This is a genomic window from Pseudobacillus sp. FSL P4-0506, from assembly GCF_038003025.1.
GTDB lineage: Bacteria > Bacillota > Bacilli > Bacillales > Domibacillaceae > Pseudobacillus.
The window spans coordinates 2,878,994-2,899,339 of the sequence record NZ_JBBOOI010000001.1 but is presented as its reverse complement, the minus strand read 5'-3'; the positions used below and the strand labels follow the sequence as shown (position 1 = coordinate 2,899,339).

The window sequence follows — 20,346 nt, the reverse complement described above, 5'->3', positions numbered from 1 at the left end:
CGGAGAAAAATGGAGAAAAGTAAAAAGGAGGAGGAGAAGCTCGAAATTATCCTTGTAAGAAAAAGAATTGTAATGACTCTATTTCTAGATTGATTGCACAACAAGAAATGAAAGAAACTGCCCTGAAAAAGAGTTAGAAGCCTTGGATTCGATTGTTTTAGAAATTGCAGGCATTAACGGAACGGGAGCATGTGTATTGACAAAAGTTACCACTGCAGAGCATGCATGTTCTTTTGAGGAATTTATTTATTCTAAAATGTAAGCGCTTTTTTCTTTCGGATTAACGAATTTTATATTAAACTTTAATTGTGGGATATTTAATTTATTAGCTTACGATTTAAATACCGTAACAAAATATTTTAAATCGACAAGAAAGAATATTCCGAAAAGTAGAAAGAGGGAAATGGTATGCAGGAACAAACTTTGTCGAGAGGCCTGAAAAACCGGCACGTGCAACTCATTGCTATTGGCGGGGCAATTGGAACAGGATTATTTCTTGGAGCAGGAAAATCTATTCATTTAGCAGGCCCTTCCATTTTATTTGCTTATATGATTACAGGAGTCATTTGTTTTTTAATCATGCGTGCACTTGGGGAATTGCTTTTAAGTAATTTAAATTATCATTCGTTTGTTGACTTTGTAAGAGATTATTTAGGGAATATGGCAGCGTTTATGACTGGATGGACCTACTGGTTCTGTTGGATTTCTATTGCGATGGCCGATTTAACGGCTGTTGGTTTGTATACTCAGTATTGGTTTCCATCTGTCCCGCAGTGGATGCCAGGGTTAATCGCCCTTGTCATTTTACTATTTATGAACCTTGCTACTGTCAAACTGTTTGGTGAAATGGAATTCTGGTTTGCTTTGATTAAGGTTATCGCCATTCTAGCACTGATTGTTGTTGGGGTTGTAATGATTATTAAAGGCTTTTCTACTCCTTCAGGAGCAGCCAGTTTTACAAATCTATGGAGCCATGGCGGCATGTTCCCTAATGGCATAAATGGATTTATCCTTTCCTTTCAGATGGTCGTGTTTGCGTTCGTTGGCATTGAATTGGTAGGGTTGACAGCGGGTGAAACAGAGGATCCAGAGAGAGTTATTCCAAAAGCGATTAACAATATTCCTATTCGGATTATTATTTTCTATATTGGTGCGCTTATCGTTATTATGAGTGTGTATCCGTGGAACGATATTATCCCAACCGAAAGCCCATTCGTGCAAGTATTCGTGGCAGTTGGTATCGCTGCAGCTGCTGGTATTGTGAATTTCGTCGTGTTGACGTCTGCGGCTTCAGCATGTAATAGTGCCATCTTTAGTACAAGCCGGATGGTCTACTCACTTGCTAAAGACAAAAATGCACCTGTATCTTTGGCCAAGCTTGATGGTCGCAAGGTACCTTCTAATGCCTTGTTCTTTTCAACAGTAGTCATCTTGATTTCCGTTGTATTGAACTATGTGATGCCAGAGGGAGTATTTACATTAATCACAAGTGTTTCTACCGTATGTTTTATCTTTATTTGGGGCATTACAATCATCAGCCATTTGAAATACCGTAAAACAAGACCGGATTTAGCGAAAGTGAATAAATTTAAAATGCCGCTTTACCCGTTTGCTAATTACTTAATTTTAGCTTTCCTGGCATTCGTTCTTGTCGTGCTTGCTCTTGCGGAAGATACTCGTATTTCCTTATTCATTACGCCTGTTTGGTTTATTTTGTTAATCGCGGTGTATAAGATGCGCAAAGTAAAGATAAATCATGCCGATCAAGAAAAAATAGTAGAAAATTAAAAGACAATATAATAGATGTAAAGACCGGAGCTGCAGCTGAAAAGTATAAACGCTTATTCAGCTGCAGCTCCTTTTATTTTCCTATATCTTGCATGTTAGAAAGCTATCTGTTAAAAGGTAGCCATCATTATAGCTAAAAATTGAAAATAGAAAGGATATACATTATAGTAAAATATTAGTAGGATAATAAGCCTATCTATTACAACTAAAGATCATAGGGGGAGAATATGAGAAAAAACGCTTCTGTTCGATCAAAAATTTTATTAGTTATCACAGCTATCATCTTTACTATTGGCCTTGCTGCATCAGCAGGAATTTACTATTCCGTCCATACTTCTGCCAATCATTCGTTAGGAGCCTTCGCAGGGGATATAGCAAAAAACTATAGTGAAACAATAGATGGGGAAAAGTATGAATCGTTTATAAACGATCCAAAGGAAGATAGAAATTATCATTCGCTTCAAAAGAAGTTAGCGCACTTTCGAGAACAAACGGGGGCTTTATTCGTATATATTTTAGATGTAGACGGTCAAAAGGTCCGCAACATGATAGATGGAGGCTCCAACCTTTCGGATGATAAACCGCCTGCAATGGGAGACGAGAGCTCTATTCCTGCAGAAGAGCTAGCTCCGGTATTGGAGGGAGAGATACAGCGTACAGATGTATTCAACGATCCGAAATACGGCCAATATTTATCAGGGTTTGCACCAATCAAAAACGAGAACGGAGAAGTGATTGGTGTATTGGGAATTGATATTTCGGCTGAAACCGCTAACAAAATAGGAGGGGATGTATTTTTCTCTACTGGGTTAAAGCTTCTAGCCCTTATTTTTTTATTGTTTTTATTAACTGTTGGAGGAATGAACGTTTATTTAAAAAGAAAGCTTTCTCCATTAACTTTACTTGAAAAGCAAGCGGAGAAAATGGGGAACGGTGATTTTTCCGAACAGATTCAGGCTGCCTCAGGAAAAGATGAATTTAGCAAAATTCAACAGGCGTTTATACTTATGCAGAAGCAGTTAAGAGGATTAATTAAAGAGGTACAGTCATCCTCAGATTATAGCGCCAACACATTTACAGAAATAACAAACGGTTCACGGGATATTCGTGAACAGACGAAAGAAATTGTACATGCAAGCAGTGAAATTGCTTTGGGGAATCAGGAGGTTACAAAAGCTGTTGAAAAGTCTGCGGTGGCCGTCAACCATTTACATGAAAATTTAAATGATATGGAGCAAAATATTCAAAAATTGCATCGTTTTTTTAAAGAAATTACGGCAGGACAGCAAGAGAGCATTGCGCAACTCAGTCAATTTATCATTCATTCTGAGCAAACACAGACGAGTTATCAATCAATGGTAGAAGAATTAAAAATACTACAGGAAGAGTCTGCGGCTATTACAAAGATTATTTCTGACATTCAAGGCATTGCTGATCATACAAATTTACTAGCGCTCAATGCTAGCATCGAAGCTGCAAGAGCTGGAGAACATGGGAAGGGATTTGCGGTAGTAGCTAAAGAAGTCAGCGCTCTTTCCACCCAATCGAAAGAAGCAACGAGTATGATCCAGCATTCTTTAAGCAACATTCAGTCGCAAGTGGAAAAAACGATTGAACGAACGGATGCAACATCACGGGAATTCCTTATTCAAAAAGCTGAAATTGACGCAGTCATTACAAATGTCAATCGCTTGAAAGAAAAAATCGAACAATCCTTTAGGGAGTTAACTGTTATTCAAGAGAGAACGTCCTCAATTATGAGCGAACATTCTACTTTAAATCACCAGATGATCTCTGTAAATTCTGTATCAGAAGAAACGGCTGCTGCTACAGAAGAGGTGGATGCAATTATTCAGCAGGTGCAAAGCAATTTGAATCGCTTTACAGATCAAGTTATAGAAGCCGGTCATGTTGTTACAGAGGTCCATCAAAAGGTACGAGCCTTCAAATTATAAACCCATTAAAAAAGCTAGTTCGTCCAGAAGTACTTCTGGACGAACTAGCTTTTTGTTGAGAGCAATCTTATATAAAATTTCTTAAGGCTGCCATGATGGCAATCCCGACGATAACAGTTACTAACAGGCTTTTCGTCCATAAAGCAATGAGTAAAGTAGGAATGGTTGCTACTAAAACTTGCCAATTAAGAGACGGTAGTGTTCCTTCTCTATGCTCAATTACACTTCCTGCCACCAAAGCCGTTAAAATACACACTGGGATAAAGGAAAGCCACTTCATTATAGCGTCCGGTAGTTGTACGTTACGCACAATCAGAAAAGGAGCAACACGAGGAATCCAAGTCACGATCGCACAGCCGGCCAGGATAAGAATTACAGTTATGTTTATACTCATTTAGACGTCACCACCCCGATGGTCGCTACGATCACAGTCGAGAAAATAACGGCGAGATCGACTGTGACGAAAGATGAGAAAATATACATCATTACAATCATTAGGAAGATAAGCATTAAATAGTGCTTTAACTTGGCTGCTTTAATGCTTTCCAGCTGCAGTACAAGGAGGGCGATAAACATTGCAGTTAAAGCAAAATCTAAGCCGAATTTCTCAGGATCAGCTACCCACTTTCCAAGAACTGCACCAATGACACAAGAAGCAATCCACGTCGTATAAGCCGTTAAATTAAGCCCATTCATCCAACGGTCATTCACCGGCCTGTTGTTGAAAATTCTTCCTGCTGCGACTCCGAATGATTCGTCTGTTACAAGCGTTCCGATGCCAGCGTTTTTCCATGCGGAATATTTTGAAAAGTGTGGAGCCAACGTGGCACTCAATAAAAAGTGACGCAAATTGACAATAAAGGTAGTAAAGATAATAGCTGAAGCCGGGCTTCCAGTTGCCAGCATTCCACAAATAATAAATTGAGCAGCGCCAGCATAAACAAAAATGGACATAAAAGCAATTTCAATAACAGACAGGCCGGAAGCAACACCGATCATACCAGCCGCAAAGCCAATGCTTATGTACCCTAAAAGCGTGGGAATACAATCTTTTACTCCCTCTTTAAACGATAATGATTCTTCTTCCGTAGCTTCCACTTTTTATCTCCCCCATCTCGTTGTTTATGATATTATACATTTGTATGTTATAATGTTCAATCATAAATAACGGGAGGATGATGATGGAGTCTTTACAGGAATTAATAGGAAAGAATTTATTTGCAATCCGTAAGGGCAGAGGATTGAGTCTAGATAAAACAGCTGAATTAACAGGTGTCAGTAAAGCAATGCTTGGACAAATAGAAAGAGGGAAAACCAATCCAACAGTTACGACGCTTTGGAAAATAGCGAACGGCTTGAATGTTTCTTTTTCTGCATTCATGAAAGAGGAAAAGACGCATATCACCCAAGTAAAGAAAGAAGAGCTGCAAGCATTAATTGACGATGAAGGAAACTATTTGGTTTATCCGCTTTTTCCTTATCACCCCCAGAAAAAGTTTGAAATTTACTCGGTTGAAATTGAACCAGGAGGAAGCCACTTCTCCGACGTGCATACAAAAAACAGTGAGGAATTTATTTTAATAAGTGAGGGAGAATTGACAATTGAAATACAGGGCCGGGAGTTTACGTTAAGTAAAGGAGAGGCCTTGAGCTTTCAGGCTCACCAAGAGCATACGTACAAAAACTTTTCTCAGAAAAAGACTTCCTTTTTTGTTATTATCTATTATCAAGAATAGCTGAGGGAAAGTACCGAAGGGAAGCTTTTGTAAATGAAGGGCGTACACAAGGTTCTGCTGTTTGTGTCAGCATGCTCTGAGATAGACTCTGGACAAAAGTCAATCTGTAAGAAGTAGTAACGGAGGAGACGCCGCCTTTTTTTATTGTAAAAGTTAAAGATAGAGAAGAAGGATGGAAAGTAGATATATCATGTAAAGTGAATAATAATGAAAAAGGCAGGATTGCCATTCATGCTCCAAAAGATTTAAAAAAGTATGCAGAGCTAGGATCTCTTGAATATGATGATAGGACGAGAGAGCAGTTTGAAGAAAAAGTAAAAGTGAAGCAAAAAATCGCCCTAATAGGCGATTTTTAATTTGATGGAAGCAAGTAAAATACTGAGAAAAAGTGAGTCACGCTGCCGGCAAGAACGAACAGATGCCAGACCATGTGGTGGTATTTAAATCCTCTCCATACATAAAACACGGCGCCGAGTGTGTATAGAATTCCCCCTGTGACTAAAAGGGCAAGACTGCCGGCGGAGAGGTTCTGAACGAGCGCATCCCATGCAAATACAATGAGCCAGCCCATCACTACATAAAGAAACGTGGAAGTATTTAAAAACTTTTTAACGAAGAAGCATTTAAATACTGTTCCGCACAGAGCAAGTCCCCAAACAACACCGAACAATGTCCAGCCGAGCGATCCCTTTACAGCTAGAAATAAAAAGGGAGTGTAGGTGCCCGCGATGAAAAAGTAAATCGAAGAGTGATCGAAAATTTCAAATAAATTTTTGGCCTTGCCCTCTGGGAAGCTATGCACGAGTGTAGAGGATATATACAATACAAGCATCGTTACGCCAAAAATTGTAAAACTGATCACGTGCCAAACTGTCCCGTATACAGAGGAGTAAACAATAAGAAGGATGAGCGCAGCCACGCTGAGCAAAGCACCAATTCCATGAGTAATCGAATTGGCAATCTCCTCTCCTTTTGAAAATGTATGAGTATTTGCCATAGAAGAACCCTCCTTTTAAAACAATATAATTCAAGTGTACCATATAAATTCAGTTCCAATCATTTTTGACGTATCGTGTCAAAAAAAGGAAGATTTTATCGATAATAGCTAGGAGGCTTTTATTGGCATATAAATTGCAAATTTATTAATAAATAACCATGAAGGAGCGAGGGGGGAAATAGTATAAGTTATGAATGATAAAACATCGCCCAAAAAGGATTGGAATAGTTTTTGATCGAGTGTTACCATTATATAGACTAAAAGCAGGATCATACATAATGAGTATATTTATGCATATTGGAATAATTTATTCATATTTGAATAGAAAATACCAGGAAGAGAGATCTAGTTCGATGTAGGTCTAAAGAGATATTAGAGGTTTTGAAAAAGTGGAAAGGAAGGTCTGGATTATGACAATAGCAAGAAGGTTAACTTTAACAATGCTGGTGATTTTGCTCTTTATATTTGCTGCTACGATCGTACTAGCCTATATTAACACCAGTTCTTCCGCAGAGAAGACGGTTGGTGCGCAGGGAATTCAATCTGCTGAGAACGCTGTTAAATTTATAGATCTAGATAAATATGAAGAATTTTTATTGCAGCCTTCAGAAAGCGAAAATTATTGGGAGATCCGTCGTCAATTAAATCAGGTAAGAGAACATATAGGAGCGATGTATTTATATACTTTCACATTGAATGAGGGAAAGGCGGAAATGCTCATTGATGGCATGTCTCGAGAAGATGAGTATTCCACCAAAATCGGTGAAGAGCTAGCGATGCCCATAAAGGATGTTGAAGCTGTATTTCAAGGGGAAAAACGCTACACAGACATTATTAATGATGAACAGTACGGCAAGTATATGTCAATTATGATACCAATTAAGAATGAAAATGGTGAGGTCATCAGTATGCTGGGCCTCGACATTTCAGCTAAACAAATTGATAGCATTGAAGGAGAAATTTTAAAGAAAAGCCTCCCGTTGATCATCGGTCTGTTTTTAGTTATTATCCTGCTGTCCTGTACGATTGTTTACATGTTCATTAACCGTACATTGAAACCGCTGTCCGGCATGAACAGGGGCTTGGATGAATTGGCTGCAGGACGTATTGGACAATCTCTCCAACGGATAGAGGCCATCCATTCAAATCGAAAAGATGAAATTAAACAGTTTACTTCAAATTTCCAATCGGCAGTCTCTCAGTTAACGACCATGATTACTTCGATTCGCTCATCATCTGATTCATTAACGCAGGCGGCTGAACAGCTAGCAGAAGATAATCAATCCGCCCAGAAATCAAGCGAAGAAATTATCAGAAGCATTCAAGAGATTTCTCTTGGCAGCGAACGGCAAATGCAAAACAATAGGGAAGCTGTGAAAGCCATAGAAGAAATGGCTGTCGGTGTTCAACGGATTGCTGAATCAGCTTCCTCAATCGCTGAAGCGAGCAGTGGGGTGACAGAGCTGACGGAAGCAAGCTACACACAGACAAATGCAGCGGTATCTGAAATTGAAGAAGCAGCACGGTCGATTTTAGATACAAATAAAGAAGTAGTTGAGCTTGGTGTGATGTTTAAAGAAGTAGGGAAAATTGTAGAAGTAATTACGTCCATTACGGATCAGACCAACTTGTTGGCTCTCAATGCCGCTATTGAAGCGGCAAGGGCAGGAGAAGCAGGAAAAGGATTTGCGGTAGTAGCTGACGAAGTAAGAAAGCTAGCAGAAGAATCAAAAGCCTCTGCCGGCCAGATCTCCGATATGCTGCATAATTTTGAACTGGTGACAGCCAGAGTGATAGAAAACACAAAGATCAGCACAAAGAAAGCAGAGACGAGCACAGAGGCGGTCTTAAAAGTGGAACATTCGCTTCAGCAAATTAAGGATTCTATAAGAGAAGTAAATAAGGATATTCATGAAGTCTCAGCAGTGACAGAAGAAATGTCGGCTGGAACAGAAGAAGTGCTTGCCTCAATGGAACATGTCGCTCAGGTTTCCAAAAATAACGTGGAGCAAACCCAGCAAGCTGTGTTTGCCTCAGAGGAACAAAGGGAATTAATGAGAAGGATGAACGAGTCAGCACAGCAATTGACAGAACTGTCCCATCAGCTTGAATCAGCGGTTCATCGATTTGATCTATAAATAGATAACTTTGTTGAGGAGTGGACAATTATGCACGTAAAACATGAAAACGGACGGTTTTTTGTTGAGAAAGACGGAGAGTTGTTAGCTGAGATGTCCTATGTGCCTGCGGGTGATGGACAAATTGAAGTGAATCACACATATGTAGCAGACGAACTCCGTGGACAAGGGATAGGGAGCGAGCTTATCGAGGAAGCTGTTCAGTATGCTCGCGAGCAGGATAAAAAGATTCTCCCAACTTGTTCGTATGCGAAAGCAAAGATGGAGGAAGAGAGCAAGTATAAAGATATCTTAGTGAAACAATAAAAAAAGGCCCAATAGGCCTTTTTTTATTGTTTCGGAAAATCTTTTATCGCTTGATCGAGTTGATCAATTCTTCCTTCTATCGTTCCTTCTGTATACGTATCGGTTACTTGTTCATGGGTAACAGCAAAGCCTTTTTCTGTTTCGTCAGCGCTTTGGTAATGATTAAATTCAAATGTTTTTCCTGCAGGTCCTGTTTCATTTTTCTTTTTCATCGTTCTGCTCCTTTCGCTCAGTTGTCTGCTTAGTGTATGAGCAGGAACGGTGAATTATTCAGTCGGCTTTTTAATTATTGTCATCAACGTAGCGTCCGTAATCAGGAACAGCAATCTCCTCAAAATGATCAATTAAATAGGCGAGACCTTCTCTTAGTTCCTCTCCGTTCGATTCTTCTCCATGCCCCGTTACAGCAATAGACGGCTGCAGTTCTGCTAGCCGAACAACAGAAGCTTTTGCAGCAGTCCAGTCCGTCGTTAAATAGCGCGGCGGGCCCTGGAATTCCTTCTTCTGAGTCAGCACATTATACAGGGCATCCTGTTTGACTGTCACAAACGCGTCACCTGCAATGAGCACGCGGTCTGCCGGGCGGAATAGGGAAATATGCCCCGGAGAGTGTCCTGGCGTATGAATCCAGCGCCAGCCTGGCATAGGTGGCACCGTCCCATCTGTAGGCAATGCCTGGACCTTCCCGCTGATATTAATCGCTTCTGTCGGAAACATGGGTGACATTTTGGCGACCAGTCCGCCTTCAACTGTTGCATCGGGCTTTGGATAATCTCTTTTCCCTGTTAAATAAGGAAGCTCCATTTCATGCGCATATACAGGCACATCCCAGCGTTGAACCAGCTCTTCCAGCGCACCAACATGATCGAAATGGCCATGGGTTAAAACAATTGCTTTTGGTTTGGCTCCCTCGCCAAATAATTTCTCTGTTTGCTCAAGGACGTCATCAGCAGAACGGGGCATACCTGCATCAACGAGCACCCAGTCATTTTTTACACCTACAAAGAAGAGATTAACAATTTGTACAGTATACATATGAATATCCGGCTGAATAGCTACCACTCGGCCGCTGTTGACAGAAGTTGCAGGGATAAATTTATTTTCCAAATCTTCTCCTCCTCCATTTATGGTCACTGTTACTATATCCATAATCAAGAAGTGAAAAACGCTTAAGGAAACATAATGCTTGTCTTTCCCTCATATGCTGTTATGAGAGAAATAACAGGGGGGAAAAGAATGCAATTTTACTACGGACCGCAAATGCCGCTCCGAATCTTAGATGAAGCTGAGTTTTGGAAGCATCAGGAAGAAGAGCATACAGTTGTTATTAGAGAAATCCTGCCTAACCTTGAAAAAAAGTATGTGGACGCATTAAAGGAATGGGAAAATGCTCTGGCGACTACACACCAAAAGGTTGTTCAATTTATTGAAGCGGTGTCCCGCTCTGGAAATTATATCCCTGCTGCTCTTCATCAGGAAGTGATGATGCTCACTGAATTTTGTTTAAAGCAAAGCCTAGACTTTATTGGACTTTGCCAGCAGATTAAAGAGAATAGCAAAGCGGTTCAGGATAATCCTGTCGCTGTAACCGTATTAAATCATATTATTCGTGAGTCAGAGTACTTCATTGGCATTGCCAGAGCTTTATTATCAGCATAGAAACTAAAAACAGCCTGCGATTTATACAATCTCAGGCTGTTTTTTTAGTAAAATTCTTTATATACTTTCCCATGTTTTAAGACATCATAAATCGCTTTGCCGTCACTTGGATTTTCTTCTCCATAATCGATCGGAATAACCGAGAAAAAAATAAGATACAGGGAGAAATAGACGAACTGATAAAAAAATAGATGCTTCGGCAAGTACCCCATATGAATGAGGCCGTTAATCGGTATGATAGATAATGCGTTGAAGAGCGGTCCGCCTGCATAGATTAGTGCATGCTTCCAACGCTTCTCCTTTTTTAATTTCCCGTAATAACAAGCCGCATCGACAAAGTAAAACTTCCGCACTTCTACTCTTTTTAATGAAAAAATCACCTTTCCTCTCCCGACTGTCAATTTTGCAGAGCTGCCAAACAGCCAGGCGAAAAATACATGCCCGCCTGTATGAATAATCAACGTAAGCGGGAGCGTAATGAAAAACGCCCAAGCGAAGGTGATCATATCGTGAAATGTAAACATACACCCTCCTTTGTGAAAAACTCTCGTTGTCTTCTAGTCGTTTACCTCTAATAACTAACCATAAACCACAAATTTTTTCATATATTTCATACTTTTTCCTATTTATGTGTTCATTATCTGTTTATTCATTAAAAAATTTGGAAATCATGGGACATTAAGGCGATAGCATGTTCTTATTTGCATAATTGAAAGGAAGATGAAAATGGCAGATAAAGATGAACAAATGACCATGACGAGAAGACGGTTTATTAGAAATTCAGGACTGATCGCAGGAGGAGCCGCAATTGGCGGAGGCTTGATTGGAGCGTTGATCGGTGCAAATGTAGATCAGCAGGAGAAGACAGAGAATGAACATCAAGCTGGCCATAATCAATCGGGCAATGAACAGCAGAATAGCAATCGAGCGCTTATTTATTTTACCGATCGAGAAGACTTTCAAGTATTGAGTGCGGCGACCGAGAGAATCTTCCCAGAGGATAAAAATGGCCCGGGAGCTATTGGGTTAGGGGTGCCTTACTATATCGACCATCAACTCGCAGGAAATTATGGGAACAACACGAGGGAATATATGCAGGGACCTTTTTTCCCAGGAACAGAAACGCAAGGTTACCAGTCTCCGTTAAAGCGCAATCAAATATTTAACGAAGGAATCCGTATGATGAAAGAATTGAGTCAAACCAACTACAAAAAAAAGTTTGACGAATTGGATGGAGAACAACAAGATGCCATTCTTTCACAATTTGAACAAGGAAAAGTGAAATTAAAAGGAACGGATTCGGCTACTTTCTTCAGCCTTCTTCGGTCAGCTGTCCTTGAAGGAGCTTATTCGGACCCAGTATACGGAGGCAATGCCAATATGGAAGGCTGGAAAATGAAAAACTTTCCTGGCCACCAGGCAAGCTATCTTTCACAGATTGAAGCAAAAGAATTTAAGAAAATCAAGCCGCAGAGCTTGCACGCATTTCACCAATAAAAGGGGGATTCTCAATGGCAAAGAAATTGCCTAAAGTAGACGTAGTAACCATTGGCGTTGGCTGGACAGGAGGCATTGTTGCTGCTGAGCTTGCCAAACAGGGACTCAAGGTAGTAGGACTGGAACGAGGAGCTTCGCGCTCGACAAAAGATTTCTTAATGATTCATGATGAATATCGTTATGCTATCCGCTATGAACTTATGCAGGATACTTCAAAAGAAACGATTACTTTCCGAAATGCCCCGAAGGAACGCGCACTTCCTATGCGACAGCTCGGTTCTTTTTTAATCGGGGAGGGACTTGGGGGAGCTGGGGTCCATTGGAATGGACAAAATTTCCGGTTTTTGCCTTATGATTTTGAGATCCGAACATTGACTGAGAAAAAATACGGCAAGAATAAAATCGGAGCGGATTATCTCATACAGGACTGGGGCATTACCTATGATCAGCTGGAGCCTTATTTTGATAAATTTGAAAAAACAATCGGTGTAAGTGGAGAAAAAAATCCGCTTGGCGGTCAACGGTCCAACGCTTACCCAACTCCGCCTATGAAAGAAACTGTGATTACCAAACGATTTAAAGAAGCTTCTAAAAGGTTGGGGCTTCATCCTTATCATATGCCGTCAGCTAATTTGAGCGAGCCTTATAAAAACCCTGATGGCGAACAGATTAACGCTTGCCAATATTGCGGATTTTGTGAACGATTTGGCTGTGAATATGGAGCAAAAACAAGCCCGAATGTAACGGTTATCCCTACAGCAGAAAAGACCGGAAATTTTGAGCTTCGCACCCAGTCAAACGTAACTCGGATCTTACATGACGGCAAAAAAGCAACAGGGGTCCGTTACGTAGATGTATTAACAGGAGAAGAGTTTGAGCAGCCGGCTGAGATGATAGCTGTAACAAGTTATGTAATGAACAATGCAAAGCTGCTGCTGACTTCCAAGCTAGGCAAACCATACGATCCGAACACCGGAACGGGTGTCATTGGCAAGAACTATTGTTATCAAATACTGCCAGGATCTGTCGGTTTTTTTGAAAAGGAGCGATTTAATACATTTATGGGGGCAGGAGCACTCGGAGCAACCATTGATGATTATAACGGAGATAACTTTGACCACTCTGATCTGAACTTTATTCATGGAGGGAGTGTCTCTATTACCCAGACAGGTTTGCGCCCGATTCAGAATAATCCTGTTCCGCCAGATACACCAACATGGGGGAAAGAATTTAAGGAAAAGTCGATTCACTATTATAATCGTGTGTTAAATATCGGTGCTCAAGGAGCCTCAATGCCGTTTCGCCGCAATTACATGGATCTTGATCCGACCTATAAAGATGCCTATGGTGAACCGCTTTTAAGGTTAACTTATGATTTCACCGAGCAGGATAAAAATTTATTTAAGTTTGTCGGAGAGAGAAGCAGCGAGATTATGAAAGAAATGGGGGCTGATCATGTTATTACGGTGAAGTCTGCTGAAAAGTATAATATTGTCCCTTATCAAACGACCCATAATACCGGAGGGGTCATTATGGGGGCTGATCCGGCTACATCAGCAGTGAACACCTATTTGCAAATGTGGGACGCCGAAAATGTATTTGTTATTGGTTCTTCTGCTTTTCCGCATAACAGTGGCTACAATCCTACCGGAACAGTGGGAGCTTTAGCCTATCGTGCAGCAGAAGGAATGATGAAATACAGCAAACAAGGCGGCAGTCTTGTATAAAAGGAGAGAAAACGATGGGTATTGCTAATATCGGTATACCGGGGCTGATTATTATCTTAGTTATCACACTTATTATTTTCGGCCCCAAGAAATTGCCAGAAATCGGTTCTGCTTTTGGACAGACGCTATCAGAGTTTAAACGCGGAGCCAATAAATTAATGGAAGAAGATAATGAGAAAAGCAAGAAGGATGATCAAATCCCAAAAGCATAACAGGAGGGGAAGAGGATGGGAGAACTGAAAACCTCTGAAAAAGCTTCTCTGACTGTATCAGAACAAGAGCAAACACTGGTCGAGCATTTAACCGATTTAAGGAAGGTTGTTTTAAACTCTGTCGGTTGTGTACTGTTTGTCTTCGCTGGCCTGCTGTTAGTCATGCATAGGATCATTCCTTTTTTGTCTCATGAACATGAATTAATCATGCTTGGGCCGTTGGAAGTGATTAGGCTTTATGCTGGAATCGGCTTAATCTTGGCATTGGGCTTATCAGCCCCTTTTATTGCTTTCCAATTCTGGATTTTTTCGCGTCCGGCTCTAACAAAGCAGGAGAGCAAAATGGCTCTATTGTTTCTTCCAGCGGTTTTAGGGAGCTTCGTGGCAGGGATTGCATTTGGCTTTTATGTTATATTTCCAACGGTGTATCGCTTTCTAATGGGACTTGGAGCAAAAAACTTTGAAATGATGGTGACCGCTAAAGAGTACTTTCACTTTTTGACTATGACAACTGTACCGATGGGCATCTTATTTGAAGTGCCGCTTTTGCTCATGTTTTTAACGGCAGTTCAGTTGGTTACACCATTAAAGTTAAAAAAGGCGAGAAAGTATGCGATACTTCTTTTGGCTGTGCTGTCTGCTTTGATTACACCGCCTGATTTTCTTTCTCAGCTCATCGTTCTCATTCCACTTATTTTGCTCTACGAGGCAGGGATTCTATTATCAAGCTTCACAGAGAAATGGGTGAATAATAAAAAAGTTAGAGTACCTATTGAATAACAAAAAGCCGGAAGCGGGGAGCTTCCGGCTTTTTGTTTGAAATTAAGAAACTTGATACATTTCCTTTACTTGCTTTTGCAAGTCTGTATTTTCTAAGTACTCGTCATAAGTCATTTGCTTGTCGATCAAGCCGCTCGGTGTGAGATCCATCACTCGGTTAGCGATCGTCTGAATAAACTGATGGTCATGAGAGGCAAAGATCATTGATCCTTTAAAGCTTGTTAATCCATTGTTTAGAGCAGTGATGGATTCAAGATCTAAATGGTTGGTCGGCTCGTCAAGAAGCAGCACGTTAGCGCCAGACAACATCATTTTCGACAGCATGCAGCGGACTTTTTCTCCACCTGACAATACGCTGGCTTTTTTCAATGCTTCTTCTCCGGAGAAGAGCATGCGGCCTAAGAATCCGCGTAAGAAGCTTTCGCTTTCATCTTCAGGTGAAAACTGACGAAGCCATTCAACAAGTGTTAAATTAGATTCATCGAAGTACTTGCTGTTGTCCTTCGGAAAATACGACTGGCTCGTTGTTACTCCCCATTTATATGTTCCGCTGTCCGGCTCCATTTCGCCAGCTAAAATTTTAAATAAGGTCGTTTTCGCTAATTCATTTGTACCGACAAGGGCAATTTTATCATCTTTATTCATAATAAAACTGATATTATCAAGCACTTTTACACCGTCGATTGTTTTTGTTAAACCTTCGACACGCAACAAGTCATTACCAATTTCACGTTCCGGCTTAAAATGAACGTACGGATATTTACGGGAGGAAGGCTGGATATCATCAAGTGTAATCTTATCAAGCAATTTTTTCCGGGAAGTGGCCTGTTTAGATTTTGATGCATTGGCGCTAAAACGGGCAATAAATGCCTGAAGTTCTTTGATCTTTTCTTCTTTCTTTTTATTCGCATCCTGGGCCATTTTTGCAGCCAGTTGGCTGGACTCATACCAGAAGTCGTAGTTTCCGACATAAAGTTGGATTTTACCGAAATCCAAGTCAGCAATATGTGTACATACTTTATTTAAGAAGTGCCGGTCATGTGAAACAACGATAACTGTGTTTTCAAAGTTAATTAAGAATTCTTCCAACCATTGAATTGCCTGAATATCCAAGTGGTTGGTCGGTTCGTCAAGAAGCAGGACATCCGGTTTGCCAAAGAGGGCTTGTGCAAGCAATACCTTCACTTTTTCAGATCCGGTTAATTCAGCCATTTTTTTCGTATGAAGGTCTTCTGGAACGCCGAGCCCTTTTAATAGGATAGCTGCTTCAGACTCCGCTTCCCACCCATTTAGTTCAGCGAATTCTCCTTCGAGTTCGGCCGCTTTCATCCCGTCTTCATCTGTAAAATCGGCTTTCATGTAAATGGCATCCTTCTCTTGCATCACTTCATATAAGCGGGCATGGCCCATAATGACCGTTTTTAAGACTTCCTCTTCCTCATATTCGAAGTGGTTCTGTTTCAGCACAGCCATACGTGCGCCAGGAGTCATGGAAACATGTCCAGTTTGGGACTCAAGGTCACCGGATAAAACTTTTAGGAAAGTGGATTTGCCGGCTCCATTTGCACCGATTAACCCGTAGCAATTCCCCGGGGTAAATTTAATGTTAATGTCTTCAAATAACTTCTTATCGCCGAAGCGTAAGCTGACATCCTGTACAGTAATCAATAGTATTCTTCCTCCATTTATTCATAATCGTATCGATTATACCATCTTATAGAGGGAAAAGGGAGAGTCCTTCTCAACGGGAGAATGCAAACAAAAAAAGAACCTGCAGAGTTGTTCTTCTGTCTGGTTCTTAGGATTGAGAAATAATAGGGCAGTGCTTTAAATGTTTAATGTGAGTCAGCTCTACCTGGTGTGGAGGGGAAAGTCGCATAATGTCACAATATCCAGCCGGATCAATCCGTAAAATCTGATATCTTTTCTCCTCATATAAAATGATATCCTGTTCTTTCACGCGGATAACCTCTCTTTATTTATAAGTAAATTCTTGGCCAAACTCGCTGCCAAGAAAAGGGTCCTGAAAGCGAAAAGCCAAGTGGTTTCCAACACCATGACAATGCTTGCATATTTTGCTGACGAGGAATCCTCTGACAAGAGGAACTCTACCTAGACCATTGCATTCTGTACAAACTCGTCTGTGAGTCATCAAATTCCTCCTTTCAAAGATGGTAAATAAACAGACTTTTCTGTAGTATACCCATTTGCTTATCTACCTAATCTAATCAAGGCGGATTTTTAGGCGGAAAACGCAGACAAATCTTTTCCTGGGTTGAATGAGGGAAGGGAGGAGTGTAGTTTTCCCTATGAGGCAGGCAATGAACTATTCATTGCTTTTTAACAAGCTGAAGCACCTTCTCGCATGGAAGGTGCCGATATTGTTACAATTCTAATACTTGAGGAGTATCTTTTCCTTTATTCATGTAACGAATCGTATTTGGAGTAATGGCAAGGACAATGTATTCAGGATCGTCTGGCCCGTTAAACCATTGAGAAATCTCTTCGTTCCAAAGCCGCTTTTTAGTTTCGGCTGAATCATCTATCTTAGCGGTGCCTTCAATTTCAAGAAATGCATCGCCCATTCCTTCTCCGGAATAACCGATCAAAATGTGAACATTTGGATTTTGTTCAATCTCTTCAACTTTATATGTGTCTTTCCCTGTCGGTGTATAAAGGGTCAAATCATCATTATAAAATGTCATGTAACGAGTGTGAGGTTTGTTGTTTTTTACTGTGGCAAGCGTACCAGTTTGATTTTCTTTCAATACATCAAGAATTTCTTTTTTTAGCTGTTCCATCATTCCATCTCCTTTTGCAATGCTTTCTTCTTTTACTATTCCTTCGTCTGACAAAAATAAACATCGCCTCGTTGACATTCATAAAAAAAGTAAATTTCTTAAAAATAAGGTTTGACTTTAGAAAATTTTCTGATAAGATTATCTATATTCATAAAATCCTATCTGTAAAGTAGGTGTTTAAAAGTGATTAAATATGAACAGTGGAACGAAACAGAATTGCCGCTGTTTCCAGCAGAAAGTGCAACAAAAGGAGCGCTTGAAACCCTTCAATGGGCATATGAGCAGTATGGGGAAAAGCTTGTATATGCGTGCAGCTTCGGAATTGAAGGCATTGTCCTTATTGACTTAATTTCAAAAGTAAAACCGGATGCCGAAATTGTCTTTTTAGATACCGGCTATCATTTTAAAGAAACTTATGAGGTCATCGATGAGGTAAAGAAAAATTATCCCGCTCTTCGCATTCATCTTCAGCAGCCTGAATTGACGATTGAAGAACAAGCTGCCCAGTATGGGGCGGACCTCTGGAGTTCAAACCCTAACCAATGCTGTAATATCCGGAAGATCGCCCCGCTTTCTAAGGCGCTGGCACCTTCTATTGCCTGGATTTCAGGGCTGAGAAGAGAACAGTCGGAAACGAGAAAACATACGAATTTCTTAAATCAAGACCACAAATTTAAAAAGATAAAAGTATGTCCTTTAATTCACTGGACATGGAAAGATGTCTGGCGGTATGTAACAAAACATGAGCTTGCTTATAACCGGCTTCATGATCAGGGATATCCAAGCATTGGATGTGAGACTTGCACAAAACCAGCGTATTCCTTGGAGGATATGCGTGCCGGACGATGGTCAGGTACTGGAAAAACAGAATGTGGCTTGCATACAAGCTAATTTTTTTACTCTTAATTCATAGTATTTTTATAAGTTTAATTAATTTGGGAGGTATACGCAATGACTCAAAGCGTGCCGCATGGCGGAAAGTTAGTTCAATTATTTCATCCTGATTTAGACATTTCCAACATTTATAAAGAGATTGAATTAGATCAAACAGCTCTGAGTGATTTGGAGTTGATTGGTACAGGAGCGTATAGCCCGTTAATCGGGTTTTTGACAAAAAAAGATTATGATTCTGTTGTTTCTAGCCTTCGTCTAGCAGACGGAACGGTTTGGAGCTTGCCGATTACTCTTCCTGTCACAGAGGAAACGGCTGCTTCTCTTCAGGAAGAAGAGACTGTACTGCTTGTTCATAACGGCGTTCCATATGGAGTGCTGACCATTGAAGAGATTTTCCGGCCGGATCAGCAGCATGAGGCTCAAGAAGTATACAAGACAACTGATACAGCTCATCCAGGAGTGAAAAAACTGTTGGAACGGGGATCTGTATATATTGGTGGGCCCATTACGTTAATTCGCCGGATTGAACGAAAACAGTTTAGCGAATTTTATTTTGATCCTGTTGAAACGAGAGCGATTTTTAAAGAAAAAGGCTGGGAACGCATCGTTGGCTTTCAAACGAGAAATCCTGTCCACCGTGCCCATGAATACATTCAGAAAACTGCGCTTGAAATCGTTGATGGTCTTTTATTAAATCCACTTGTCGGGGAAACGAAATCGGATGACATTCCGGCGGATGTACGAATGGAAAGCTATCAGGTTTTATTGAAGGATTATTATCCGCAAGATCGGGTAAAACTTGCTGTTTTCCCCGCTGCTATGCGCTATGCCGGCCCAAGAGAAGCTGTCTTTCATGCCCTCGTGCGCAAAAACTACGGCTGCACCCACTTCATCGTCGGTCGCGATCATGCCGGAGTCGGCGATTACTATGGAACGTATGATGCACAAAAGATTTTCAGCCAATTTTCAGCCGAGGAAATCGGAATCACGCTGCTCTTTTTTGAACACAGCTTTTACTGCAAAAAGTGTGAAAGCATGGCCTCAGCCAAGACATGTCCGCATGATAAAGAACATCATGTGATCTTATCTGGTACAAAGGTGCGGGAAATGCTGCGTGCCGGCGAAGTGCCGCCATCCACATTTAGCCGAAAAGAAGTCATCGAAGTGTTAATCCGTGGACTGCGTGAGAAAGAAACTGTTTAACAGGAGGAGTATAAATGAGCACAAATATTGTTTGGCACGAGCAGGCATTAACCAAACATGATAAGAGGATGAGAAATAAACATCACAGTGCCGTCTTCTGGTTTACCGGTCTTTCCGGTTCAGGAAAGTCTACGGTTGCCAACGCGGCAGCCAAAAGACTGCACGAGCTTGGTGTGAATACGTATGTACTTGATGGCGATAACATCCGTCATGGATTAAATAAAGATTTAGGATTTTCTGATGAAGACCGTAAAGAGAATATCCGTCGCATTGGTGAAGTAGCCAAATTGTTTGTTGACAGCGGCCAAATTGTATTTACAGCATTTATCTCTCCTTTTCAGGAAGATCGGGAAACCGTTCGCCGTCTGCTTGGTACGGATGAGTTTATCGAAGTATACGTCAGCTGCCCGTTGGAAGAGTGTGAGGCACGTGATCCAAAAGGACTTTACCAAAAGGCTCGCAATGGACAGATTCCAGAGTTTACAGGCATCTCTTCTCCATATGAAGCACCCGACATGCCGGAGCTGGTTCTGGAGACAAACCGCTATTCAGTCGATGAATGTGTGGATCAGTTAGTTAGCTTTATTAAAGGAAAACGTTGGATTGAAAGATGAATAGATAAAAGCAGCAGACCGGCTTCCTGCTGCGCTCTA

The 20,346-nt window shown here is 40.9% G+C and carries 23 protein-coding genes; 14 read left to right on the top strand and 9 right to left on the bottom strand.

All coding sequences use genetic code 11. The annotated features are described in order from the left end of the window. Positions 1 to 408: 408 nt before the first annotated feature. Together MKZ02_RS14620 and MKZ02_RS14615 are read left to right on the top strand one after the other, a co-directional pair. Positions 409 to 1,788, top strand: coding sequence for an amino acid permease (locus MKZ02_RS14620; RefSeq protein ID WP_340854215.1), 1,380 nt, complete (start codon positions 409 to 411; stop codon positions 1,786 to 1,788). 227 nt (positions 1,789 to 2,015) lie between these two features. Further along, complete coding sequence (locus MKZ02_RS14615) at positions 2,016 to 3,743, top strand: methyl-accepting chemotaxis protein (RefSeq protein ID WP_340854214.1); 1,728 nt, start codon at positions 2,016 to 2,018, stop codon at positions 3,741 to 3,743. 67 nt (positions 3,744 to 3,810) lie between these two features. On the opposite strand, the gene MKZ02_RS14610 is transcribed toward MKZ02_RS14615, so the two are convergent. After that, positions 3,811 to 4,137 (bottom strand): AzlD domain-containing protein, encoded by a 327-nt coding sequence (locus tag MKZ02_RS14610; protein ID WP_120031142.1) that lies wholly within the window; start codon positions 4,135 to 4,137, stop codon positions 3,811 to 3,813. After that, a complete protein-coding gene (locus MKZ02_RS14605; protein WP_120031144.1) occupies positions 4,134 to 4,841 on the bottom strand; it encodes an AzlC family ABC transporter permease in 708 nt (235 codons plus the stop codon). The genes MKZ02_RS14610 and MKZ02_RS14605 overlap by 4 nt, the downstream gene beginning before the upstream one ends. Before the next feature lie 83 nt (positions 4,842 to 4,924). Between MKZ02_RS14605 and MKZ02_RS14600 the strand changes: the two genes are divergently transcribed. Together MKZ02_RS14600 and MKZ02_RS14595 are read left to right on the top strand one after the other, a co-directional pair. Beyond that, positions 4,925 to 5,479, top strand: coding sequence for a helix-turn-helix domain-containing protein (locus tag MKZ02_RS14600; RefSeq protein WP_340854213.1), 555 nt, complete (start codon positions 4,925 to 4,927; stop codon positions 5,477 to 5,479). 197 nt (positions 5,480 to 5,676) lie between these two features. Next, entirely contained in the window at positions 5,677 to 5,835 is a 159-nt protein-coding gene (locus MKZ02_RS14595; RefSeq protein ID WP_340854211.1) for a hypothetical protein, read from the top strand. Here the strand turns inward: MKZ02_RS14595 and trhA are convergent. Continuing rightward, positions 5,832 to 6,476 carry a PAQR family membrane homeostasis protein TrhA gene (gene trhA / locus MKZ02_RS14590; protein ID WP_340854210.1) on the bottom strand — a complete coding sequence of 215 codons (645 nt, stop codon included), beginning with the start codon at positions 6,474 to 6,476 and terminating at the stop codon, positions 5,832 to 5,834. The two genes, MKZ02_RS14595 and trhA, sit on opposite strands and share 4 nt — an antisense overlap. Positions 6,477 to 6,886: 410 nt before the next feature. Here trhA and MKZ02_RS14585 point away from each other — a divergent pair, with 410 nt between their 5' ends. Both MKZ02_RS14585 and MKZ02_RS14580 read left to right on the top strand, forming a co-directional pair. Continuing rightward, on the top strand, positions 6,887 to 8,614 hold the full coding sequence (locus tag MKZ02_RS14585) for a methyl-accepting chemotaxis protein (protein WP_340854209.1): 1,728 nt from the start codon (positions 6,887 to 6,889) through the stop codon (positions 8,612 to 8,614). Between the two features lie 30 nt (positions 8,615 to 8,644). After that, entirely contained in the window at positions 8,645 to 8,920 is a 276-nt protein-coding gene (locus MKZ02_RS14580; RefSeq protein ID WP_340854208.1) for a GNAT family N-acetyltransferase, read from the top strand. Positions 8,921 to 8,943: 23 nt separating this feature from the next. On the opposite strand, the gene MKZ02_RS14575 is transcribed toward MKZ02_RS14580, so the two are convergent. Together MKZ02_RS14575 and MKZ02_RS14570 are read right to left on the bottom strand one after the other, a co-directional pair. Next, a complete protein-coding gene (locus tag MKZ02_RS14575; protein WP_120031152.1) occupies positions 8,944 to 9,132 on the bottom strand; it encodes a YozQ family protein in 189 nt (62 codons plus the stop codon). 70 nt (positions 9,133 to 9,202) lie between these two features. Further along, entirely contained in the window at positions 9,203 to 10,069 is an 867-nt protein-coding gene (locus MKZ02_RS14570) for an MBL fold metallo-hydrolase (RefSeq protein WP_340856409.1), read from the bottom strand. Between the two features lie 87 nt (positions 10,070 to 10,156). Here MKZ02_RS14570 and MKZ02_RS14565 point away from each other — a divergent pair, with 87 nt between their 5' ends. Then, entirely contained in the window at positions 10,157 to 10,579 is a 423-nt protein-coding gene (locus MKZ02_RS14565; RefSeq protein WP_340854207.1) for a DUF2935 domain-containing protein, read from the top strand. 44 nt (positions 10,580 to 10,623) lie between these two features. Here the strand turns inward: MKZ02_RS14565 and MKZ02_RS14560 are convergent, their stop codons facing one another. Continuing rightward, complete coding sequence (locus MKZ02_RS14560; protein ID WP_340854205.1) at positions 10,624 to 11,103, bottom strand: hypothetical protein; 480 nt, start codon at positions 11,101 to 11,103, stop codon at positions 10,624 to 10,626. 202 nt (positions 11,104 to 11,305) lie between these two features. Here MKZ02_RS14560 and MKZ02_RS14555 point away from each other — a divergent pair, with 202 nt between their 5' ends. Genes MKZ02_RS14555 through tatC form a run of 4 tightly spaced genes read left to right on the top strand, consistent with a single transcriptional unit; the run spans position 11,306 to position 14,795 of the window. After that, the gene (locus tag MKZ02_RS14555; protein ID WP_182916922.1) at positions 11,306 to 12,076 is read left to right on the top strand and encodes a gluconate 2-dehydrogenase subunit 3 family protein; all 771 of its coding nucleotides are present in this window, start codon (positions 11,306 to 11,308) and stop codon (positions 12,074 to 12,076) included. 14 nt (positions 12,077 to 12,090) lie between these two features. Further along, positions 12,091 to 13,803, top strand: a complete 1,713-nt coding sequence (locus MKZ02_RS14550; protein ID WP_340854203.1) for a GMC family oxidoreductase — start codon at positions 12,091 to 12,093, stop codon at positions 13,801 to 13,803. 14 nt (positions 13,804 to 13,817) lie between these two features. Continuing rightward, positions 13,818 to 14,015 carry a twin-arginine translocase TatA/TatE family subunit gene (gene tatA, locus MKZ02_RS14545; protein ID WP_120031160.1) on the top strand — a complete coding sequence of 66 codons (198 nt, stop codon included), beginning with the start codon at positions 13,818 to 13,820 and terminating at the stop codon, positions 14,013 to 14,015. A gap of 15 nt (positions 14,016 to 14,030) precedes the next feature. Beyond that, the gene (gene tatC, locus MKZ02_RS14540) at positions 14,031 to 14,795 is read left to right on the top strand and encodes a twin-arginine translocase subunit TatC (protein WP_120031162.1); all 765 of its coding nucleotides are present in this window, start codon (positions 14,031 to 14,033) and stop codon (positions 14,793 to 14,795) included. A gap of 42 nt (positions 14,796 to 14,837) precedes the next feature. On the opposite strand, the gene MKZ02_RS14535 is transcribed toward tatC, so the two are convergent. The 3 genes from MKZ02_RS14535 to MKZ02_RS14525 form a co-directional block, all read right to left on the bottom strand. Further along, positions 14,838 to 16,463 carry an ABC-F family ATP-binding cassette domain-containing protein gene (locus MKZ02_RS14535; RefSeq protein WP_120031164.1) on the bottom strand — a complete coding sequence of 542 codons (1,626 nt, stop codon included), beginning with the start codon at positions 16,461 to 16,463 and terminating at the stop codon, positions 14,838 to 14,840. 307 nt (positions 16,464 to 16,770) lie between these two features. Further along, positions 16,771 to 16,947: a hypothetical protein gene (locus tag MKZ02_RS14530; RefSeq protein ID WP_182916923.1), complete on the bottom strand. Its 177-nt coding sequence runs from the start codon at positions 16,945 to 16,947 to the stop codon at positions 16,771 to 16,773. 232 nt (positions 16,948 to 17,179) lie between these two features. Continuing rightward, a complete protein-coding gene (locus tag MKZ02_RS14525; RefSeq protein WP_120037727.1) occupies positions 17,180 to 17,599 on the bottom strand; it encodes a pyridoxamine 5'-phosphate oxidase family protein in 420 nt (139 codons plus the stop codon). 180 nt (positions 17,600 to 17,779) lie between these two features. Between MKZ02_RS14525 and MKZ02_RS14520 the strand changes: the two genes are divergently transcribed. Genes MKZ02_RS14520 through cysC form a run of 3 tightly spaced genes read left to right on the top strand, consistent with a single transcriptional unit; the run spans position 17,780 to position 20,307 of the window. Next, positions 17,780 to 18,487, top strand: coding sequence for a phosphoadenylyl-sulfate reductase (locus tag MKZ02_RS14520; protein ID WP_120031166.1), 708 nt, complete (start codon positions 17,780 to 17,782; stop codon positions 18,485 to 18,487). Positions 18,488 to 18,547: 60 nt separating this feature from the next. Next, complete coding sequence (sat, locus tag MKZ02_RS14515) at positions 18,548 to 19,693, top strand: sulfate adenylyltransferase (RefSeq protein WP_120031168.1); 1,146 nt, start codon at positions 18,548 to 18,550, stop codon at positions 19,691 to 19,693. Positions 19,694 to 19,707: 14 nt separating this feature from the next. Beyond that, on the top strand, positions 19,708 to 20,307 hold the full coding sequence (gene cysC / locus MKZ02_RS14510) for an adenylyl-sulfate kinase (protein WP_340854198.1): 600 nt from the start codon (positions 19,708 to 19,710) through the stop codon (positions 20,305 to 20,307). Positions 20,308 to 20,346: the final 39 nt, after the last annotated feature.

Excerpts from the sequence above, each read along its gene's own strand:
- MKZ02_RS14575 (WP_120031152.1), bottom strand. The coding sequence starts at position 9,132 with ATGAAAAAGAAAAATGAAACAGGACCTGCAGGAAAAACATTTGAATTT.
- MKZ02_RS14615 (WP_340854214.1), top strand. The coding sequence starts at position 2,016 with ATGAGAAAAAACGCTTCTGTTCGATCAAAAATTTTATTAGTTATCACA.
- MKZ02_RS14610 (WP_120031142.1), bottom strand. The coding sequence starts at position 4,137 with ATGAGTATAAACATAACTGTAATTCTTATCCTGGCCGGCTGTGCGATC.
- MKZ02_RS14550 (WP_340854203.1), top strand. The coding sequence starts at position 12,091 with ATGGCAAAGAAATTGCCTAAAGTAGACGTAGTAACCATTGGCGTTGGC.
- MKZ02_RS14585 (WP_340854209.1), top strand. The coding sequence starts at position 6,887 with ATGACAATAGCAAGAAGGTTAACTTTAACAATGCTGGTGATTTTGCTC.
- tatC (WP_120031162.1), top strand. The coding sequence starts at position 14,031 with ATGGGAGAACTGAAAACCTCTGAAAAAGCTTCTCTGACTGTATCAGAA.
- MKZ02_RS14555 (WP_182916922.1), top strand. The coding sequence starts at position 11,306 with ATGGCAGATAAAGATGAACAAATGACCATGACGAGAAGACGGTTTATT.
- MKZ02_RS14620 (WP_340854215.1), top strand. The coding sequence starts at position 409 with ATGCAGGAACAAACTTTGTCGAGAGGCCTGAAAAACCGGCACGTGCAA.
- MKZ02_RS14600 (WP_340854213.1), top strand. The coding sequence starts at position 4,925 with ATGGAGTCTTTACAGGAATTAATAGGAAAGAATTTATTTGCAATCCGT.
- sat (WP_120031168.1), top strand. The coding sequence starts at position 18,548 with ATGACTCAAAGCGTGCCGCATGGCGGAAAGTTAGTTCAATTATTTCAT.
- MKZ02_RS14530 (WP_182916923.1), bottom strand. The coding sequence starts at position 16,947 with ATGACTCACAGACGAGTTTGTACAGAATGCAATGGTCTAGGTAGAGTT.
- tatA (WP_120031160.1), top strand. The coding sequence starts at position 13,818 with ATGGGTATTGCTAATATCGGTATACCGGGGCTGATTATTATCTTAGTT.
- cysC (WP_340854198.1), top strand. The coding sequence starts at position 19,708 with ATGAGCACAAATATTGTTTGGCACGAGCAGGCATTAACCAAACATGAT.
- MKZ02_RS14580 (WP_340854208.1), top strand. The coding sequence starts at position 8,645 with ATGCACGTAAAACATGAAAACGGACGGTTTTTTGTTGAGAAAGACGGA.
- MKZ02_RS14565 (WP_340854207.1), top strand. The coding sequence starts at position 10,157 with ATGCAATTTTACTACGGACCGCAAATGCCGCTCCGAATCTTAGATGAA.
- trhA (WP_340854210.1), bottom strand. The coding sequence starts at position 6,476 with ATGGCAAATACTCATACATTTTCAAAAGGAGAGGAGATTGCCAATTCG.
- MKZ02_RS14560 (WP_340854205.1), bottom strand. The coding sequence starts at position 11,103 with ATGTTTACATTTCACGATATGATCACCTTCGCTTGGGCGTTTTTCATT.
- MKZ02_RS14525 (WP_120037727.1), bottom strand. The coding sequence starts at position 17,599 with ATGATGGAACAGCTAAAAAAAGAAATTCTTGATGTATTGAAAGAAAAT.
- MKZ02_RS14570 (WP_340856409.1), bottom strand. The coding sequence starts at position 10,069 with ATGGATATAGTAACAGTGACCATAAATGGAGGAGGAGAAGATTTGGAA.